Origin of the sequence: Buttiauxella noackiae (assembly GCF_000737905.1) — a bacterium.
Lineage (GTDB): Bacteria > Pseudomonadota > Gammaproteobacteria > Enterobacterales > Enterobacteriaceae > Buttiauxella > Buttiauxella noackiae.
The window spans coordinates 1,545,030-1,563,320 of sequence record NZ_JPRU01000002.1; the positions used below are offsets into that span (position 1 = coordinate 1,545,030).

The 18,291-nt window shown below is 49.9% G+C and carries 14 protein-coding genes; 5 read left to right on the top strand and 9 right to left on the bottom strand.

The annotated features are described in order from the left end of the window. Positions 1-173 precede the first annotated feature (173 nt). Genes ptsN through npr form a run of 3 tightly spaced genes read left to right on the top strand, consistent with a single transcriptional unit; the run spans position 174 to position 1,842 of the window. Positions 174-665, top strand: a complete 492-nt coding sequence (gene ptsN / locus IX31_RS15565; RefSeq protein WP_034459764.1) for a PTS IIA-like nitrogen regulatory protein PtsN — start codon at positions 174-176, stop codon at positions 663-665. A gap of 53 nt (positions 666-718) precedes the next feature. Further along, positions 719-1,573, top strand: a complete 855-nt coding sequence (gene rapZ, locus IX31_RS15570) for an RNase adapter RapZ (protein WP_034459766.1) — start codon at positions 719-721, stop codon at positions 1,571-1,573. Beyond that, positions 1,570-1,842, top strand: a complete 273-nt coding sequence (gene npr, locus IX31_RS15575; RefSeq protein WP_034459769.1) for a PTS phosphocarrier protein NPr — start codon at positions 1,570-1,572, stop codon at positions 1,840-1,842. Before rapZ ends, npr begins: the two co-directional genes overlap by 4 nt. A gap of 1 nt (position 1,843) precedes the next feature. Here the strand turns inward: npr and mtgA are convergent, their stop codons facing one another. The 4 genes from mtgA to mnmL form a co-directional block, all read right to left on the bottom strand. Beyond that, positions 1,844-2,572, bottom strand: a complete 729-nt coding sequence (gene mtgA / locus IX31_RS15580) for a monofunctional biosynthetic peptidoglycan transglycosylase (RefSeq protein ID WP_034459771.1) — start codon at positions 2,570-2,572, stop codon at positions 1,844-1,846. Beyond that, on the bottom strand, positions 2,569-3,222 hold the full coding sequence (elbB, locus tag IX31_RS15585; protein WP_034459774.1) for an isoprenoid biosynthesis glyoxalase ElbB: 654 nt from the start codon (positions 3,220-3,222) through the stop codon (positions 2,569-2,571). Before elbB ends, mtgA begins: the two co-directional genes overlap by 4 nt. 234 nt (positions 3,223-3,456) lie before the next feature. Next, entirely contained in the window at positions 3,457-5,805 is a 2,349-nt protein-coding gene (arcB, locus tag IX31_RS15590; RefSeq protein ID WP_034459776.1) for an aerobic respiration two-component sensor histidine kinase ArcB, read from the bottom strand. Between the two features lie 50 nt (positions 5,806-5,855). Then, positions 5,856-6,788: a tRNA modification radical SAM protein MnmL/YtqA gene (gene mnmL / locus IX31_RS15595; RefSeq protein WP_034459779.1), complete on the bottom strand. Its 933-nt coding sequence runs from the start codon at positions 6,786-6,788 to the stop codon at positions 5,856-5,858. A gap of 680 nt (positions 6,789-7,468) precedes the next feature. On the opposite strand from mnmL, the gene gltB reads away from it, so the two are divergent. Then, positions 7,469-11,926: a glutamate synthase large subunit gene (gltB, locus tag IX31_RS15600; RefSeq protein WP_072009462.1), complete on the top strand. Its 4,458-nt coding sequence runs from the start codon at positions 7,469-7,471 to the stop codon at positions 11,924-11,926. A gap of 9 nt (positions 11,927-11,935) precedes the next feature. Continuing rightward, positions 11,936-13,354, top strand: a complete 1,419-nt coding sequence (locus tag IX31_RS15605; protein WP_034459782.1) for a glutamate synthase small subunit — start codon at positions 11,936-11,938, stop codon at positions 13,352-13,354. A gap of 97 nt (positions 13,355-13,451) precedes the next feature. Here the strand turns inward: IX31_RS15605 and IX31_RS15610 are convergent, their stop codons facing one another. The 5 genes from IX31_RS15610 to sspA form a co-directional block, all read right to left on the bottom strand. Further along, positions 13,452-14,951 carry an MFS transporter gene (locus IX31_RS15610; RefSeq protein WP_034459785.1) on the bottom strand — a complete coding sequence of 500 codons (1,500 nt, stop codon included), beginning with the start codon at positions 14,949-14,951 and terminating at the stop codon, positions 13,452-13,454. A gap of 89 nt (positions 14,952-15,040) precedes the next feature. Next, positions 15,041-15,940 carry an N-acetylneuraminate lyase gene (nanA, locus tag IX31_RS15615; RefSeq protein ID WP_034459788.1) on the bottom strand — a complete coding sequence of 300 codons (900 nt, stop codon included), beginning with the start codon at positions 15,938-15,940 and terminating at the stop codon, positions 15,041-15,043. Between the two features lie 180 nt (positions 15,941-16,120). Then, positions 16,121-16,903, bottom strand: coding sequence for a transcriptional regulator NanR (locus tag IX31_RS15620; RefSeq protein WP_034459791.1), 783 nt, complete (start codon positions 16,901-16,903; stop codon positions 16,121-16,123). A 172-nt stretch (positions 16,904-17,075) separates the two neighbouring features. Then, entirely contained in the window at positions 17,076-17,573 is a 498-nt protein-coding gene (gene sspB / locus IX31_RS15625; protein WP_034459794.1) for a ClpXP protease specificity-enhancing factor, read from the bottom strand. A gap of 3 nt (positions 17,574-17,576) precedes the next feature. Further along, positions 17,577-18,218: a stringent starvation protein SspA gene (sspA, locus tag IX31_RS15630; protein WP_034459797.1), complete on the bottom strand. Its 642-nt coding sequence runs from the start codon at positions 18,216-18,218 to the stop codon at positions 17,577-17,579. Positions 18,219-18,291 lie beyond the last annotated feature (73 nt).

Genomic DNA, 18,291 nt, shown 5'->3' on the forward strand with positions numbered 1-18,291 from the left:
GTTAGCATTCGAGTTGCAGGTAGGCGGCAAGGGAGCTAATCCCCAGGAGCTTACTTAAGTAAGTGACTGGCGTTAGTGAGTGAAGCCAACACCCCTGCTGGTTGAAGGATGATGGGTATAGACGGCTCGTTACTTAACGGGCCGTTAGCATAACAGGAGGCTTAGGTGAACTTATGATGAACAACGATTCTGCTCTACAACTAAGTAATGTCCTGAACAAGGAATGTACTCGTACCAACGTACATTGCCAAAGTAAAAAACGTGCACTGGAAATCATCAGTGAGCTGGCCGCAAAGCAACTCGGCCTGCCGCCACAAGTGGTTTTTGAAGCCGTGCTAACGCGCGAACGTATGGGGAGTACAGGTATCGGTAACGGTATCGCGATTCCTCATGGGAAACTGGAAGAAGATACCACTCGCGCGGTTGGGGTGTTTATTAAACTGGAAACCCCTATTGCATTCGATGCGATTGATAACCAGCCAGTGGACTTGATGTTTGCGCTCCTTGTACCGGCGGACCAAACAAAAACGCATTTGCACACTTTATCTCTGGTGGCAAAGCGTCTGGCAGACAAAACAATTTGTCGACGCCTGCGTTCTGCGCAAAGCGATGAAGAGCTTTATCAGATCATTACCGACACAGAAAATGGTAGTGAAAGTGAATAATCTGGCTGCGGATATGTTGACGCCACAGCAAGAGAAGTTGGGGGAGTGAAAAAATGGTGCTGATGATCGTCAGCGGCCGCTCTGGTTCAGGGAAGTCTGTAGCCTTGCGTGCACTAGAAGATATGGGATTCTACTGCGTAGATAATCTACCAGTGGTGCTGTTACCTGATCTTGCCAAAACTCTCGCAGAGCGAAAAATTTCTGCGGCAGTGAGCATCGATGTGCGTAACATGCCGGAAAACCCGGAAATTTTTGAACAGGCGATGAGTAATCTGCCTGACTCATTCTCGCCACAATTGTTATTCCTTGATGCCGATCGTAACACGCTGATCCGTCGATACAGCGACACGCGTCGATTGCATCCACTTTCTAGCAAAAACCTTTCGCTAGAAAGTGCTATTGATGAAGAAAGTGACCTGCTTGAACCACTGAAATCCAGAGCTGATCTGATTATCGACACCTCTGAAATGTCAGTGCATGAACTTGCGGAAATGTTGCGTACTCGCCTGCTCGGCAAGCGTGAGCGCGAATTGACTATGGTGTTCGAGTCCTTCGGCTTTAAACACGGTATTCCAATCGATGCTGACTACGTGTTTGACGTGCGCTTCCTGCCAAATCCGCACTGGGATCCTAAGCTCCGTCCGATGACCGGTCTCGACAGACCCGTCGCTGCATTCCTTGACCGTCACACCGAAGTGCACAACTTTATCTACCAGACGCGCAGCTATCTTGAGCAATGGTTACCAATGCTGGAAACCAACAACCGCAGCTATTTGACTGTGGCAATTGGTTGTACAGGCGGTAAACACCGTTCAGTTTATATTGCTGAACAACTGGCAGACTATTTCCGTTCGCGCGGCAAAAATGTGCAATCCCGTCACCGTACGTTGGAAAAACGCAAAACATGACCGTAAAACAGACCGTTGAGATCACTAACAAACTGGGCATGCATGCGCGCCCAGCAATGAAGCTGTTCGAGCTGGTACAAAGCTTTGATGCCGAGGTGATGCTGCGTAACGAGGCAGGCACGGAGGCGGAAGCCAACAGCGTGATTGCATTGCTGATGCTGGATTCCGCTAAAGGTGGACACATCGAAATTGAAGTTACTGGGCCTGAAGAAGAGCAAGCCTTGAATGCGGTTATCGCCCTTTTTAATTCGGGTTTTGACGAAGACTAATTTACTTAAGCTCATTTTGCGCCATGAATGACTCACCACCCAGTTGGCGCATTTGGCGCAGTATCCATTGCTGCCGCTGGCGTACATAGCCAGAAGGTGCATTCGCTTTAAAGCGAATCGGATTGGGCAATACAGCAGCCAGCAACGCCGCTTCTGATGCCGTCAGACGGCTTGCCGGTTTGTGAAAATAGCGCTGTGAAGCAGTTTCCACGCCAAAAATCCCCTCGCCAAATTCCGCGACATTTAGATAAACCGTGAGAATGCGGCGTTTAGTCCAGACGACTTCCATCCCCAACGTTAACCCAGCCTCAAGACCTTTGCGGACATAGCTACGTCCATCCCACAAAAACAAATTCTTGGCAGTTTGCTGAGAAAGTGTCGATGCGCCGCGAACGCGATTTGCATTACGTTCATTATGGGCAATGGCCTTTTCGATAGCCGTAACGTCAAATCCCCAGTGGTCCGGGAATTTCTGGTCTTCTGCAGCAATAACTGCAAGCCCCATCAGCGGTGAAATCTCATCCATACTCACCCAATCCGAGTGAGCAACGTAACCAAAATCACCACTAAACCAGGCACTGAGTTGCCTCTCTGCCATGACGGCTGAAAACGGCACGGGTAAAAAACTAAACAGAAGAATCCCTGCCAACCAGATTCCGGCTAAAGCAAATACTCCGCGCAACAGCCAGCGCTTCAAGGTACCCAAGAGCGCAACTCGCCCTTTCTTCATGCAGTCATACCCACAACGCGAGCGACCAGTTTTTCGATGCCCAATGCGGCTTCATCAATACGTGTCGCCAACATATAAGCTGGCGTGGTCACCACTTTTTGCTCTTCATCAACCACGATATCATCGACCGGGCAAGGGACATGCTCTGCCCCCATCTCTTCAACTATTTCTGCGGTGTCGATATCCGTACCAATGGTCAAACGCACTGGTACATCAAGAATCTTTGGCAACATCACAGGAGCAATACAGATAAAACCAAGAGGCTTACCCTGCGCATGGCAATCCCTGGCAAGGCGGCGTAAATCGCCGTCAATCTGACACTCACTGCCTTTAATGGCAAAATCACACAAATTCTTTGCCGCACCAAAGCCACCAGGCACAATCAGCGCATCCAGTTCGTTAGCATCGGCCTGTGCCAGGGGAGTAATGGCTCCACGCGTAATTCGAGCTGCTTCGACCAGTACATTACGATGCTCAATAGACTTATTATTAGTCAGGTGATTAATAACATCTGCTTGAGGTTTATCAGGTGCAAAACAAACGGCTTCAGCACCAGCGCGAGCAATTGCCAACAGCGTAATAACAGCCTCTTGAATCTCGCTGCCGTCGTAAACCCCACTGCCACTAAGCACTACACCAATCTTCTTCATTCGGCCATTCCTATTGATCATGCGATAATTATCATCAGTGATTATGATTTGATCGCTATGCTTCACACATTTTACTGATTCACGTAACAAATCATTTAAGATTTGCTATCTTAATGCCTGAGCAGCATACGAGATTATCGGCTGCGCCGACTGGATAAAAACTTATAACTTACGGCGCAACCGGGCTTTTCCCTGGTGTTGGCGCAGAATTCGCGCACCCCGGTTTATCCGGGGTCATTTTTTGGGGGCGTTCGCAACCCAAGCCTTCAGAACCTCAACATCGTGTTGCCATTCCTGCTTCAATTCTTCAATCCACTCACCAACATTTTCTGACCAGGCAGGTAAGTCCGGCGACTGAATTTGCTGAGCAACTTGCTGCAAATGGCGCAACCCAATAGAACCCGCAGCCCCCTTAATTTTATGGCCCTCTTCCACCACACCTTTCTGGTCGCGGGCGGTCATATTGGAATCCAGCACACTCAGATAACCCGGCATCATTTTTTCAAACATCGCCAATCCATCAGTAATCAGCTTTGGTCCTACTAAGTCCATGTACTGCTCAAGCATCGGAATATCGAGCAAGGCTTGTTGCTTTTCACTGTTAACTTGAGACATTGGAGACTCCTTTTCAGACGCTGACTTTTGGTTGTCCCAGAATTTTTGGATCATCGCCATCAACGCCGGGACTGCGAGTGGTTTGCTGAGCACATCATCCATGCCAGCATCCAGATACTCTTTTTTATCTTTCAATACGTTGGCCGTCAATGCTACTAAAGGCGGTAAATCTTCGCGGGCATAATTCGTCGTCAATTGTCGAGAGATATCCAGGCCGGTCATGTCCGGTAACTGGATGTCCAGTAACACCAGGTCGTATTCTCCCGGAGTGAATTTCTCCAGCGCCTCTTTACCGGTCATCGCAACATCCACGCTGTTGCCGAGCTTCTCAAGCACCGAGCGTGCAACAATTACATTGAGCTCAATGTCTTCCACCAGCAAAACGTGCAACGCTGGCAACGGCATTTCGTCATCTTCGAGGGTATCTTCAACTTCATCCGCCACACGCGGCGCCTGAATCGTCAGGGTAAACAGAGAGCCTTCACCCGGCTTACTGCTAACGGTAATATCGCCTCCCATGCTCTTAGCCAGACGACGCGATACCGCCAGACCAATCCCCGTACCGGTTGCTGGTTTACCACCGTGGATATCCTTGACCTGATAATACATTGCGAAGATTTTGTCCTGCTCATCCTGCGGGATGCCAATCCCGGAATCCTGCACTTCAAAGCGCAGCGTATTTTCTTCGTCATAACGCACACGAACCGCCACCAGTCCACCTTTCGGCGTGAACTTCACCGCATTGCTAATCAGGTTCCAGAGAATCTGGCGCAAACGCGTACCGTCCGTTACCACTTTATGCGGTAACGGCAAGGTTGGGTTCATTTCGAGCGTCAACCCTTTTTGCTGTGCCTGCAAGCCCGAAAGATTTTCCAGATCAGCAAGGAAACTGGTGAAATCAATCGGTTGGTTATCAAGCTGAACCTTACGGCGCTCGAGTTTATCCATATCAATGATATCGTTGAAAATATTTCCAAGAGTAATCGCCGAAACATGAATGGTCTTGAGATAATTTGTTTGTTCAGGATTCAGCTCGGTATCAAGCAGGATACGGCTTAAACCGACTATACCGTTCAATGGTGTACGTAGTTCGTGGCTGATAGTAGAAATGAAGGTAGTTTTGTCTCGGCTGGCGCGCTCAAGCGCATCCTGATAACGCTTACGCTCGGTAATATCGCGACCAAAGCCCATCAAACCATGGCGCTTACCGACGCGGTCGTAATAAGGCACTTTACGAATTTCAAAGCAGGCTTTACGCCCATCAGGGTAATCCAGCCATTGTTCGTAGGTGAGGGAAACATTATGACGGAATACTTTCTCGTCGGTTTCAATAACCTTCTGCGCCGCCTCTGGCGAGTAGACATCTTCTGGTTTCAGGCTGATCAGTTGCTTTTCACTTTTACCCGTCAGTAGTTCCATGGCGCGGTTACAGCCGGAAAACTCTTTGTCTTCGTTACGATAAAAAACAAGGTCAGGAGATGCATCGAGGAATGAGCGTAAGAACGACGATTGCTGTTCGAGCTGTAGCTGCGTCTCTTCGCGCTCCTGCATCTCGACTTTAAGCTGCTCCAGCATCGTCTGGCGTTCATCTTCAGCTTTAACGCGATCGGCGATTTCCTGGTTCAATTGAGCAATATTGTCTTTGAGCTGCACATTGAGTTTTAAATCTCTTTCGCGCATCTCCTCGAGTTTTTGCACAAGCTTTGAAAGCCGCTGGCGCGACTCCTCGAGTTGCTCAACCACCACAGAAAGGAAATAGACGGCCCAAGGGGTAATTAACAGGCCGAAAAAGATGGAGCGGACAACATCAATACTTTCAACCTGGCCGCGTAATAACATCGTCACGGCCATTTGCACCATGATAGCCAACACCACCAGGGCTGAGGCCAATAACAAAGAGAAGCGCACTAATCCGAGCTTCACCATCAAATCAACGTAATATTGCGCCAGTAACCGGATTTGCTTCATGGAACGTTTCCCTCGTCATCAATCAGCTAAATATACCGCACGCTTAGGGATTACAACAGAATTGCCGGGCTCCATGGAGTACCTATCGCCGAACCTTGTGTGCCATGTTCAGTCAGATATTTATCGATAGCCCCCATCCCGGCCCAACGATTCTCACACCACAATGGTGCCAGTAGGGTTGGCCGCCGCGCGTTGGCAGAAATTCGGTGGAATACGACATCAAGCGGCGTGTAGCGAATCATCTCCCCAGCAATTGTCGCATACTCTTCTAATTCAATAGCCTGCAAGCGCCCCGCCAGCCAGCTTTTGGCCATCGTGCTACCGCTAACGACATGCAACGGGTGGAGTTTGATGCCGTCCACGCCTGTCTCAACGACTTTTTCCAGCGTTTCCATGGAGTGTGACTTCGTTTCGCCAGGCAAGCCGACAATAAGATGACTGCAAACTTTCAACCCACGTGCTCGTGCTCGACGTGTGGTTTCCTGATAACAGGCAAAATCATGCCCACGATTAATACGATGCAATGTTTTGTCATGAGCCGTCTGCAAACCTAACTCCAGCCAAACTTCGTAGCCTTTATCGTGATATTCACTTAACAGATCCAGCACACTGTCTGGCACACAATCTGGGCGCGTCCCAACGCATAATCCAACGATGCTAGCCTGACTCACCGCTTGCTGATACATCGAACGCAACACCTGCACTTCCGCCCATGTACTGGTGTAAGCCTGGAAATAAGCGAGATAGTGCTGCGCGCGGTTCACTAACTGTGATTGGCGCGCGAGTTGATCGGCGATGGAGTGACTTTGTTGGGTTTCATCAGCAAAAGAGGCAACATTGCAAAAAGTACACCCCCCACGCCCGATGGTGCCGTCACGGTTTGGGCAACTGAAACCGCCATGTAGCACGAGTTTATGGACCTTATGGCCATAACGTCGCTGAAGATCGCCACCAAACATATTGACTAATTTTTGTAACTGCATAATCTGATGGGCCGCCCTGTAAAAGGGACGTAGCCTGCCATTATCTGCCCAATTTAGCGATGACCTGGATCAATCGCTTTGGCGCAGCTTTACCTATTGCATAACAATGCAAAATTAGTGCAAGTTTACGCACACAAAAGATGATTACTTTTCCTTATACTGACCTCCTATTTTTAAAGAATATGTGACCTTGCGAAAAACAGTGTCATACAACACGCCAGCGCGCATTTATAGCACAAGATCCTGCCAACTTAGACATTGCCAGCACGGTCTGGAATTTTGCAGCCCGCCAGATAGTGAGAGAGATCACAATACCCAAGCGATTCCCCTGCCGCTTAAATACGATAAAAATGATAATAAAATGTTTATATTCATGATGTTAAATACCATTTAGCACATAATCGTATAAATAAGAATGCCATTTGACCTGTGTGCGCTTTCCCGATAACTTGGAAATCCGCTGGAAGCTTTCTGGGTGGGTTCTGTGCCCATCATATTTATGCAGTAATTTAGATTCCCTCTAAAGCAAGTCCTCAACACTTGTGAAACCGGATGCGTTAGACATCAAGAGGGCGACACACGCGGTAAGCGTAGATTCGCAAACCCCGTCGCCATGCCCTTGCTGCGTCTGGACGCAAACGGTATCGGGAATCACGTAGAGCCTGGGGAGGTTCACTGATATGTTGTACGATAAATCCCTTGAGAAGGATAACTGTGGTTTCGGCCTGATCGCCCACATAGAAGGCGAACCTAGCCACAAGGTAGTGCGTACTGCTATTCACGCACTGGCCCGAATGCAGCACCGTGGAGCAATCCTCGCCGATGGTAAAACCGGTGATGGTTGTGGCCTGCTGTTGCAAAAACCTGACCGTTTCTTCCGAATCGTTGCGGAAGAACGTGGTTGGCGTTTGGCAAAAAATTATGCGGTAGGCATGATTTTCTTAAACAAAGACGACGCGCTGGCAAGTGCAAGCCGCCGCATCGTTGAAGAAGAGTTGCAAAACGAGACCTTGTCGATTGTAGGATGGCGCGAAGTGCCAACCAATGAAGACGTACTCGGTGAAATCGCCCTCTCCTCGAAACCTCGCATCGAACAAATTTTTGTTAATGCTCCGGCTGGCTGGCGCCCACGTGATATGGAACGTCGCCTGTTTATCGCCCGTCGCCGCATTGAGAAACGCATCCAGGATAAAGACTTTTACGTTTGTAGTCTCTCCAACCTGGTTAACATCTATAAAGGTCTGTGTATGCCGGCAGACTTGCCGCGCTTTTACCTGGACCTCGCGGACTTGCGCCTGGAATCAGCTATTTGCCTGTTCCACCAGCGTTTCTCCACCAACACCGTGCCACGCTGGCCGCTGGCTCAGCCATTCCGCTACCTGGCGCACAACGGTGAAATCAACACCATTACCGGTAACCGCCAGTGGGCTCGCGCTCGTACCTACAAGTTCCAGACTCCGTTGATCCCGGACTTGCATGATGCAGCGCCATTCGTGAACGAAACCGGTTCTGACTCAAGCTCCATGGATAACATGCTCGAGCTGCTGTTAGCTGGCGGGATGGATATTGTTCGCGCCATGCGTTTGCTGGTTCCACCAGCCTGGCAGAACAACCCGAACATGGACCCAGAGCTGCGCGCCTTCTTCGACTTTAACTCCATGCATATGGAGCCATGGGATGGTCCAGCAGGAATCGTGATGTCCGACGGGCGTTACGCTGCCTGTAACCTCGACCGTAACGGTCTGCGCCCGGCGCGCTACGTCATCACTAAAGATAAGCTGATCACTTGTGCTTCTGAAGTTGGGATCTGGGATTACCAGCCTGACGAAGTCATCGAGAAAGGACGTGTCGGCCCTGGCGAGCTGATGGTTATCGATACGCGTATTGGCCGAATTTTGCATTCCGCTGAAACCGATGCCGATTTGAAGAGCCGCCACCCGTATAAAGAGTGGATGGAAAACAACGTCCGTCGCCTGGTGCCGTTTGAAGATTTACCAGACGAAGAAGTTGGCTCCCGTGAAATGGATGACGATACCCTCGCAAGCTTCCAGAAACAGTTTAACTACAGCGTAGAAGAGCTGGATTCTGTGATTCGTGTGCTGGGTGAAAATGGCCAGGAAGCGGTCGGTTCAATGGGTGACGATACCCCGTTTGCCGTGCTCTCCAGCCAGCCACGCATCATTTACGATTACTTCCGCCAGCAATTTGCGCAGGTAACTAACCCGCCAATCGACCCGCTGCGTGAAGCGCACGTAATGTCTCTAGCAACCAGCATTGGCCGTGAAATGAACGTCTTCTGTGAAGCAGAAGGCCAGGCGCACCGCCTGAGCTTCAAATCGCCAATTTTGCTGTGGTCTGATTTCCAGCAGCTCACTTCACTTGAAGAGCAGCACTACCGTGCCGATACGCTGGACATCACCTACGATGCCTCCGCTCAGTCGCTGCACGAAACTGTAAATGCTCTGTGCGACGAAGCGGAACGTATGGTTCGCAACGGCACAGTGCTGTTGGTGCTGTCTGACCGTAACATTGCGAAAGATCGCCTTCCGGTTCCGGCTCCAATGGCGGTTGGTGCGATACAGACTCGACTGGTCGAGAAAAATCTGCGTTGCGATGCGAACATTATTGTCGAAACAGCAAGTGCGCGTGACCCACACCACTTCGCAGTTCTGCTCGGTTTTGGTGCGACGGCAATCTATCCATACCTCGCTTACGAAACTCTGGCGAAGCTGGTCGACAACAGTGCTATCGAAAAACCGTACCGTGAAGTGATGCAGAATTACCGCAACGGCATCAACAAGGGTCTGTACAAGATCATGTCCAAAATGGGCATCTCGACTATTGCCTCTTACCGTTGCTCGAAACTGTTTGAAGCAGTTGGCCTGCATAAAGAAGTTTCTGAGCTGTGCTTCCAGGGCGTTGTCAGCCGTATTGGTGGTGCAGGATTTAACGACTTCCAACAAGACTTGTTGAACCTGTCTAAGCGCGCATGGCTCGCTCGCAAGCCGCTAGACCAGGGTGGGCAATTGAAATACGTTCATGGTGGCGAATATCACGCTTACAACCCTGACGTGGTTCAGACGCTGCAAAAAGCCGTCAACAGTGGCGAATACAAAGATTATCTAGAGTACGCGAAGCTTGTAAACGAGCGTCCAGTGGCAACATTGCGCGATATGCTTGCTCTGAACCCGCAAGATGAAACAGTCAAGATTGAAGATGTTGAGCCTGCCACTGAGCTGTATAAACGTTTCGATACTGCTGCGATGTCTATCGGTGCATTAAGCCCGGAAGCACACGAATCGCTGGCAGAAGCGATGAACAGCATCGGTGGGAACTCCAATTCTGGTGAAGGTGGCGAAGACCCTGCACGTTACGGCACCAATAAAGTGTCCCGTATCAAACAGGTGGCTTCCGGCCGTTTCGGCGTGACACCAGCTTACCTGGTGAACGCTGATGTTATCCAGATTAAAGTTGCTCAGGGCGCGAAACCTGGTGAAGGCGGTCAGTTGCCAGGTGATAAGGTCACGCCATATATCGCAAAACTGCGTTATTCCGTACCTGGTGTGACGCTGATTTCACCACCACCGCACCACGATATTTACTCTATCGAAGATTTGGCGCAGCTGATTTTCGACCTGAAACAGGTCAATCCTAAAGCGATGATCTCCGTCAAACTGGTTTCCGAACCAGGTGTTGGCACCATCGCAACGGGTGTGGCAAAAGCTTATGCCGATCTGATTACTATCGCCGGATACGACGGTGGTACAGGTGCAAGCCCATTGTCATCAGTGAAATATGCTGGCTGCCCATGGGAACTGGGTCTGGTAGAAACACAACAGGCACTGGTTGCCAACGGCCTGCGTCATAAAATTCGTCTGCAAGTTGATGGCGGTCTGAAAACAGGCTTAGACATCATTAAAGCGGCAATTCTTGGCGCAGAAAGCTTTGGTTTCGGCACAGGTCCAATGGTTGCATTAGGTTGTAAATACCTGCGTATTTGCCACCTGAATAACTGCGCAACCGGTGTTGCAACTCAGGATGAAAAACTGCGTAAAAACCACTATCACGGCTTGCCATTCAAAGTGACAAACTACTTTGAATTCATTGCCCGTGAAACGCGTGAGTTGATGGCACAGTTGGGCGTGAAGCGCCTGGTTGACTTGATTGGCCGTACTGACCTGCTCAAAGAGCTGGACGGTTTGACTGCCAAACAACAAAACCTCGATCTGTCGAATTTGCTGAAAACAGCTGAGCCAATGCCGGGCAAAGCGGTCTACTGGACCGAAACAAACCCACCATTTGATAAAGGTGACCTGAACGCTCAACTTCTCGCTCAGGCGAAGCAGTATGTGGATGACAAGCAGAGCAAAACGTTCTGGTTTGATATCCGCAACACTGACCGTTCAGTGGGTGCCACATTGTCTGGTTATATTGCACAGCACAATGGCGACCAGGGGCTTGCAGCCGATCCGATTAAAGCGCATTTCAGCGGTACTGCCGGGCAAAGCTTTGGGGTATGGAACGCCGGTGGCGTAGAGTTACACCTCACTGGCGATGCCAACGACTATGTCGGCAAAGGTATGGCTGGCGGTTTGATTTCGTTGCGTCCTCCGGTAGGTTCATTCTTCCGTAGCCACGAAGCAACCATCATAGGCAACACCTGCTTGTACGGTGCAACAGGCGGCAAACTTTATGCTGCAGGCCGGGCGGGTGAACGTTTCGCTGTGCGTAACTCCGGTGCAATTACCGTTGTAGAAGGCATTGGCGATAACGGTTGTGAATACATGACTGGCGGTATTGTCTGTGTCATCGGCAAGACGGGCGTGAACTTTGGTGCAGGTATGACCGGTGGTTTCGCTTACGTGCTTGATGAAGATGGTGATTTCCGTAAACGCGTTAACCCTGAGTTGGTTGAACTGCTCAACGTTGATGAGCTGGCCATTCACGAAGAACACCTGCGCGGGATGATTACCGAGCATGTGCAACTGACGGGTTCTCAGCGCGGCGAAGAAATTCTGGCAAATTGGCCTGAATTTGCCTCGAAATTCACGTTGGTTAAACCGAAGTCCAGTGATGTTAAAGCATTGTTGGGTCACCGCAGTCGTTCCGCAGCTGAGCTGCGGGTGCAGGCGCAGTAAGAGGTCACGATGAGTCAAAACGTTTATCAATTTATCGACTTACAGCGCGTTGATCCGCCAAAGAAACCGCTCAAGATCCGTAAAATTGAATTTGTGGAAATTTACGAGCCGTTCTCAGAAGGCCAGGCCAAAGCACAGGCAGACCGCTGCCTGTCTTGCGGCAACCCATACTGCGAATGGAAATGCCCGGTTCATAACTACATTCCAAACTGGTTGAAGCTGGCCAACGAAGGGCGAATTATCGAAGCGGCTGAATTGTCTCACCAGACGAACAGCCTGCCGGAAGTGTGCGGCCGCGTTTGCCCACAGGACCGTCTGTGTGAAGGTTCTTGTACGCTCAATGACGAGTTTGGTGCCGTCACCATCGGTAACATCGAGCGCTATATCAACGATAAAGCGATTGAGATGGGCTGGAAACCTGACCTGACCGGCGTGAAGCAAACCGGCAAACGCGTGGCGATTATCGGTGCTGGCCCTGCGGGGCTGGCGTGTGCTGATGTGCTGGCGCGTAACGGCGTTAAAGCGGTGGTTTATGACCGTCATCCAGAAATCGGCGGCCTGCTGACCTTCGGTATTCCAGCGTTCAAACTGGAAAAAGAAGTGATGACTAAACGCCGCGAAATCTTCAGCGGTATGGGTATCGAGTTCAAACTGAACACCGAAGTGGGCCGCGATGTACACATCGACGACCTGCTCAAAGAGTTCGATTCCGTCTTCCTGGGCGTGGGCACTTACCAGTCCATGCGCGGTGGTTTAGAAAATGAAGATGCCACAGGCGTGTTCGACGCCCTGCCGTTCCTCATTGCTAACACCAAAAAGATTATGGGCTTTGATGATTCGCCAGAAGAGCCATATGTGAACATGGAAGGCAAACGTGTTGTGGTACTTGGCGGTGGTGATACCGCGATGGACTGCGTGCGTTCATCGATTCGTCAGGGCGCAACACACGTAATCTGTGCTTATCGTCGTGACGAAGAGAACATGCCGGGCTCTAAGCGCGAAGTGAAAAATGCGCGCGAAGAGGGTGTGGAGTTCCAGTTCAACGTGCAGCCGCTGGGCGTAGAAGTGAATGGTAATGGCCGCGTGTCGGGTGTGAAAGTGGCTCGTACTGAGCTGGGCGCACCGGATGCCAATGGCCGTCGTCGTCCAGAAATCGTTGCCGGTTCCGAGCATGTTGTCCCTGCCGATGCGGTGATTATGGCGTTTGGTTTCCGTCCACATGCTATGCAGTGGCTGGAAAAACACAGCGTTGAGTTGGACAGCCAGGGGCGCATTCTGGCTCCGGAAGGCAGCGATAATCCGTTCCAGACCAGCAACCCGAAAATCTTTGCTGGCGGTGACGCCGTTCGTGGTTCTGATCTGGTGGTCACAGCAATTGCTGAAGGCCGTAAAGCGGCTGACGGGATCCTGAACTTCCTCGAAGTTTAATTTGTCTGTCAGGTAGCAATTCGCTTACCTGACTTATCAATACGAAAAGCCCGGTGATTTTCATATCACCGGGCTTTTTTTGTTTTATCAGACTGCTTTATTTCGCTGCTTTATGCATCATCGGCCCCTTAATAGCCCCTTTTTTAACAGCACCAGCCCCACTAAGCGGCTTACCATCTATAGCATCGTGAGTCCGTACTGCTTCAGGGTGAATCCAGCGCTGAATCCGTGATGGCATATCCAGGCCAATCAGCAGAATGACTACAAAGGTTAGGCTAAACGAAAGCGAAGCAAGTGCAGTACCTAAATCAAGACGCTGAGCGATAGTCGCACCAATGATCGGAGCCAATGCACCACCCAGCGCACCGACGTTATAGGTAAAGCCCAGACCCGCAGCACGTTGTTCCGTATCGAAATAACCGCCAATCAATTTTGGTAAAATCCCTGCGATCCCTTGCCCCAACATCTGCTGTAAGAACAACAGCAGACCCAGCCCCCAAATGTTACCGCCACCGATGGCAAATACCGGGATAATCAATAATTGCGATGCCAGAAGGCTGCAGACATAAGCTTTGCGCGTACCTAACCAATCACCGAGGAAACCACCTACACAACAACCAACTGCGGCACCAAAACCGCTAAAGAACAGGATATGTGCAACGGTTTTTGGGTCGTAGGCCAGCTCAGTTTTCAGATATGTTGGTAACAGTGCCTGAATAGGCCATGAATAAAGGAAGGCAAAGAACACCACGACCATCAGTGTGACACCCGTTGGCCAGCGCTTACCACTGCTTTGCACCATAAAGCTGATGAACACAGCCGCACATATCAAACCCAGCGCAGCAATAATTACCGCATTGCCAAGGTTACCGGCAAAACAGAAATAAAGCGCCGTTGCGACGACAACCGTGAGACCAATATTGATAAAACGATGTTCTCCACGATACAAAATATCCACCATGGTTTTGGTTGGTTTTGTATCAGCAAACTTCTCTTTCCAGTCTTCTGCTTCAGGAATATTTTTACGCAGCCAGAGCGCAAAAATAATAGGCAAAATGCCGATGAAGAACAGCGCACGCCAGCCCCATGCCGGCACTACAACGCTATATACTTGAGCTGCAATCACCGCACCTACAGAGAAGCCAGAGATAAGAAAACCACTCGCCTTATTACGCATATGTTTAGGCCAGCTTTCGATGACATAGGTCGCACTAGACCCATATTCACCAGCCATGCCCATACCAATCAGCAGACGAGCAAGAAACATTGTCGTAAAGCCCGGAGCAAAACCGCACGCCAGAGTACCGAAAGAAAACAACACGATGCTGGTTATCATCGCAAGCTTGCGACCATAACGATCGCCCATAGCACCCAGAACCAGACCGCCAAACCAGCGCGAGATAAAGGCCGCAGAGATCAAACTCGCCGCCTGAACCGTTGTCAGGCCAAATTCGCTTTGAATTTCAGTTAGTACTAACGCTATCAGGACAAAATCAAAGCCATCCAATAAGTAGCCAATCCAGGCGGCTGAAAATGCTTTCCATTGCGGCTTAGTCAAATGGCGATACCACGGGATCCGTTGGGCAGTGTTATTCATAAAGCACTCCCGGTACGAGTTCTTAAAACTCGTCCTTTAGTTGGGTCTGATTAGGTATGGTTTACAGCACCATGGTTTATTTATGTCATTCAGAACGCTGCACGTTCTTCCTGAAGCTGGACTGCGAGTGCTTTAAGCTCTGGTAGATAATGCTCTTCCACTGGCGAAAATGGTTTGCGACATAGCGGTACAGCAATAACATCCATGTAATGGAGTAAAGTTTTCAGTCCACGGAAAACACCCACTTTAATCAGCACATCAATAACTTTATTACATTCACTTTGAAGTTGGCTGGCACGTCGCATATCACCACTCTGAACCGCTTGCTTGATAGCCTGGTAGCGCCACCCCATTACATTGTAAGTACTACCAATCCCGCCATCTGCGCCTGCAACCAGACCAGATGCAAAGATCTCGTCATAGCCGTTGTAGAGCACCAGATCTGGATGGGCACGACGGATCTGTTCCATTTGGTAGAGATCGCCCGAAGTCTGTTTTAATGCGCCAACGCCAGGTAAGTTGATTAATGTATCTATCTGCTCGAGAGTGAGTTTCACGCCACTTAATGCCGGGATGTTGTAGACCACCATTGGCAATCCTTCAGATGCATCAATTACTGCGCGGTAGTGATCACAATGTTCATTGAAGCTGAACGGATAGTAGAAAGGTGTTACGGCAGAGACAGCATCAAAACCGTAACGGTGTGCGGCACTCGCCAGCAGCTGGCTCTCATGAGTACTGATACTGCCTACATGCGCAATCAGAGTTACTTTCCCTTTGGCTTCTTCAGCAACAATTTCCAGCACTTGCTCACGTTCCTGTGCACTCTGTAAAAAAGCCTCTCCGGTCGACCCCCCAACGTAGATACCATCAATACCCTGTTCAATATTGAAACGAACCAGACGGCGCAAGCTGTCGGTATCCACCTGTTGCTGCTGATTGAATGGAGTAAGCAGTGCGGGCATCACACCGCGAAGATTCTGTGCCATATACGCCTCTATTGTTGTCTGGTTTCTTAATATAACGATATACCTTTATACCTGTTATACCAGATCAAAAAGTAAACACCATATTACTAAGCGCTCAGGATGCGATCTTGCTCATATGAAATTATGATGGCTAATGAGACATACTAAAAAAGTGTGCGAGGGATCTCAGATTAAAGTTAGCTACTTTTTGGAAGTGCGCTTGCGCGGAGTGGGATAGTAGGAAGCGAACACGCTTTTCAAATGAGCTTTTAATGCCGCGTCAGCAGCATCAGGATCACGAGCCTGAATCGCGTTATAAATCTCAATATGCTGTTGATAGCTAATGTTGTTGTGGGCGTGAAGAACGTCCTGAGAAACTGTTGGTCGTGCCGCAATCAACCAGTCCAGCAATGCGACATGCACCGCCATAAAGATCGGATTATCAGGGATCTCAGCCAATTCACGGTGGAATTCGATATCGGATCGAATAAACAGATCGTTATCATCCAGGGCCTGGTTATTCATCTCCAGCGCTTTTCCAAGACGAGCGATTTGATCGTCCGTGGCAAACTCAGCGGCATAGCGAACCAGGCTGGATTCAAAGAACATACGCAGTTGTTCAAAGTGCGCAATCCCGCCAGGGCGAGAAAGGAAATCCTTAGCTACACCTGACAGCTCACCAATGATGGTATCTGCAGAAGGACGAGAAACGCGAGCGCGCTCTCCGTTACTAATTTGCACCAGACCTTTTCTTTTAAGCGCCGCCAGTGCTTCACGTACTGAGGGGCGACCAACATTGAAAAAGGCCATAAGTTCGCGCTCGGAAGGCAATTGTTCGCCTTCAGCAAACTCACGTCTGCGAATCATTTGCTCAAGCTCTTCTTCCACCATTTCAGAGAGTTTTTTACGCGCAAGCGGGCGACGGCGCATCGTATGTCCGATGGTTTCAGTCGTCTCAGATGGTTGCTCGTCAAATGTACTCATAGCGTCAGAATAGGCCGTTTATGGAGGAAGCATCGCAAATAATATTGCCGAATCATAACACAGCAAATCATGTCTTACGTAAAGATGCAGCCTGTAGACTTGTTTAAGGTAGTAAAAAGCCAGTCATAAGACTGGCTTCGGATTTGCACTTTGACGAGCATGAATTCGCGAGTTACTTCACTACGCGTAATGCCGGACGGCCACCACGTGGAGGAGGCTCATCATCCGGACCGTCTTCATCTTCATCGTGATCCGGGCGATCACCATCGATCACCTGCATCACCATTTCTGAATCCGATGGTTGCTGCTCAATATCGTTATGACTTTCACCATCTTCGTCATAGCTAGCTTCCGGCTCGAACATGGTGCCAGCACCATTTTCACGCGCATAAATAGCCAGAACCGCAGCCATAGGAACAAACACCTGACGTGGCACACCACCGAAACGCGCATTGAAACGCACATCACCGTTGGCTAACTCCAGGTTTCCTACTGCACGCGGAGCGATATTCAGGACAATTTGCCCGTCACGTGCATATTCCATAGGCACATGCACGCCTGGCAATGTCACATCCACAACCAAGTGCGGTGTGAGCTGGTTATCCAGTAGCCACTCGTAGAAAGCACGAAGCAGATAAGGACGACGTGGTGACAATTGCGACATTTCCATCAATTAGCCCCGGGTCTGAAGACGCATTTCGCGCTCAGGTTCGGTCAAAGAAGCGAGGAATGAATCACGCTCAAACACGCGAGTCATATAACCTTTCATCTCTTTAGAACCCGCGCCTGTCAACTCAATACCCATCTGCGGCAAACGCCACAGCAGCGGTGCCAGGTAGCAATCTACCAGGCTGAATTCATCACTCAGGAAGAAAGGTTTCTGAGTGAATACAGGTGCGATGGCCAGCAGTTCTTCACGTAATTGCTTGCGCGCAGCATCAGCTTCTTGATCAGAACCGTTCATCACGATATGCATCAGGGAATACCAGTCTTTCTGGATACGATGCATGTACAGGCGACTTTCACCACGTGCAACCGGGTAAACCGGCATTAATGGTGGGTGCGGGAAACGCTCATCAAGATATTCCATGATGATGCGGGATTCCCACAGGGTAAGTTCGCGGTCAACCAGGGTCGGTACGCTGTGATTTGGGTTGAGGTCAATCAGATCCTGAGGCAGGTTATCCGTTTCCACATGCTCAATTTCAACGCTAACACCTTTTTCAGCCAGTACGATACGCACCTGGTGGCTATAGATGTCAGTAGGACCGGAAAACAGCGTCATCACCGAACGTTTGTTGGCAGCGACAGCCATGAAAACCTCCAAGTTTATCAGAAAATTACTGCTAATAGCCGCAAGCGGCAACTAACCTGACCGTTTGATACCC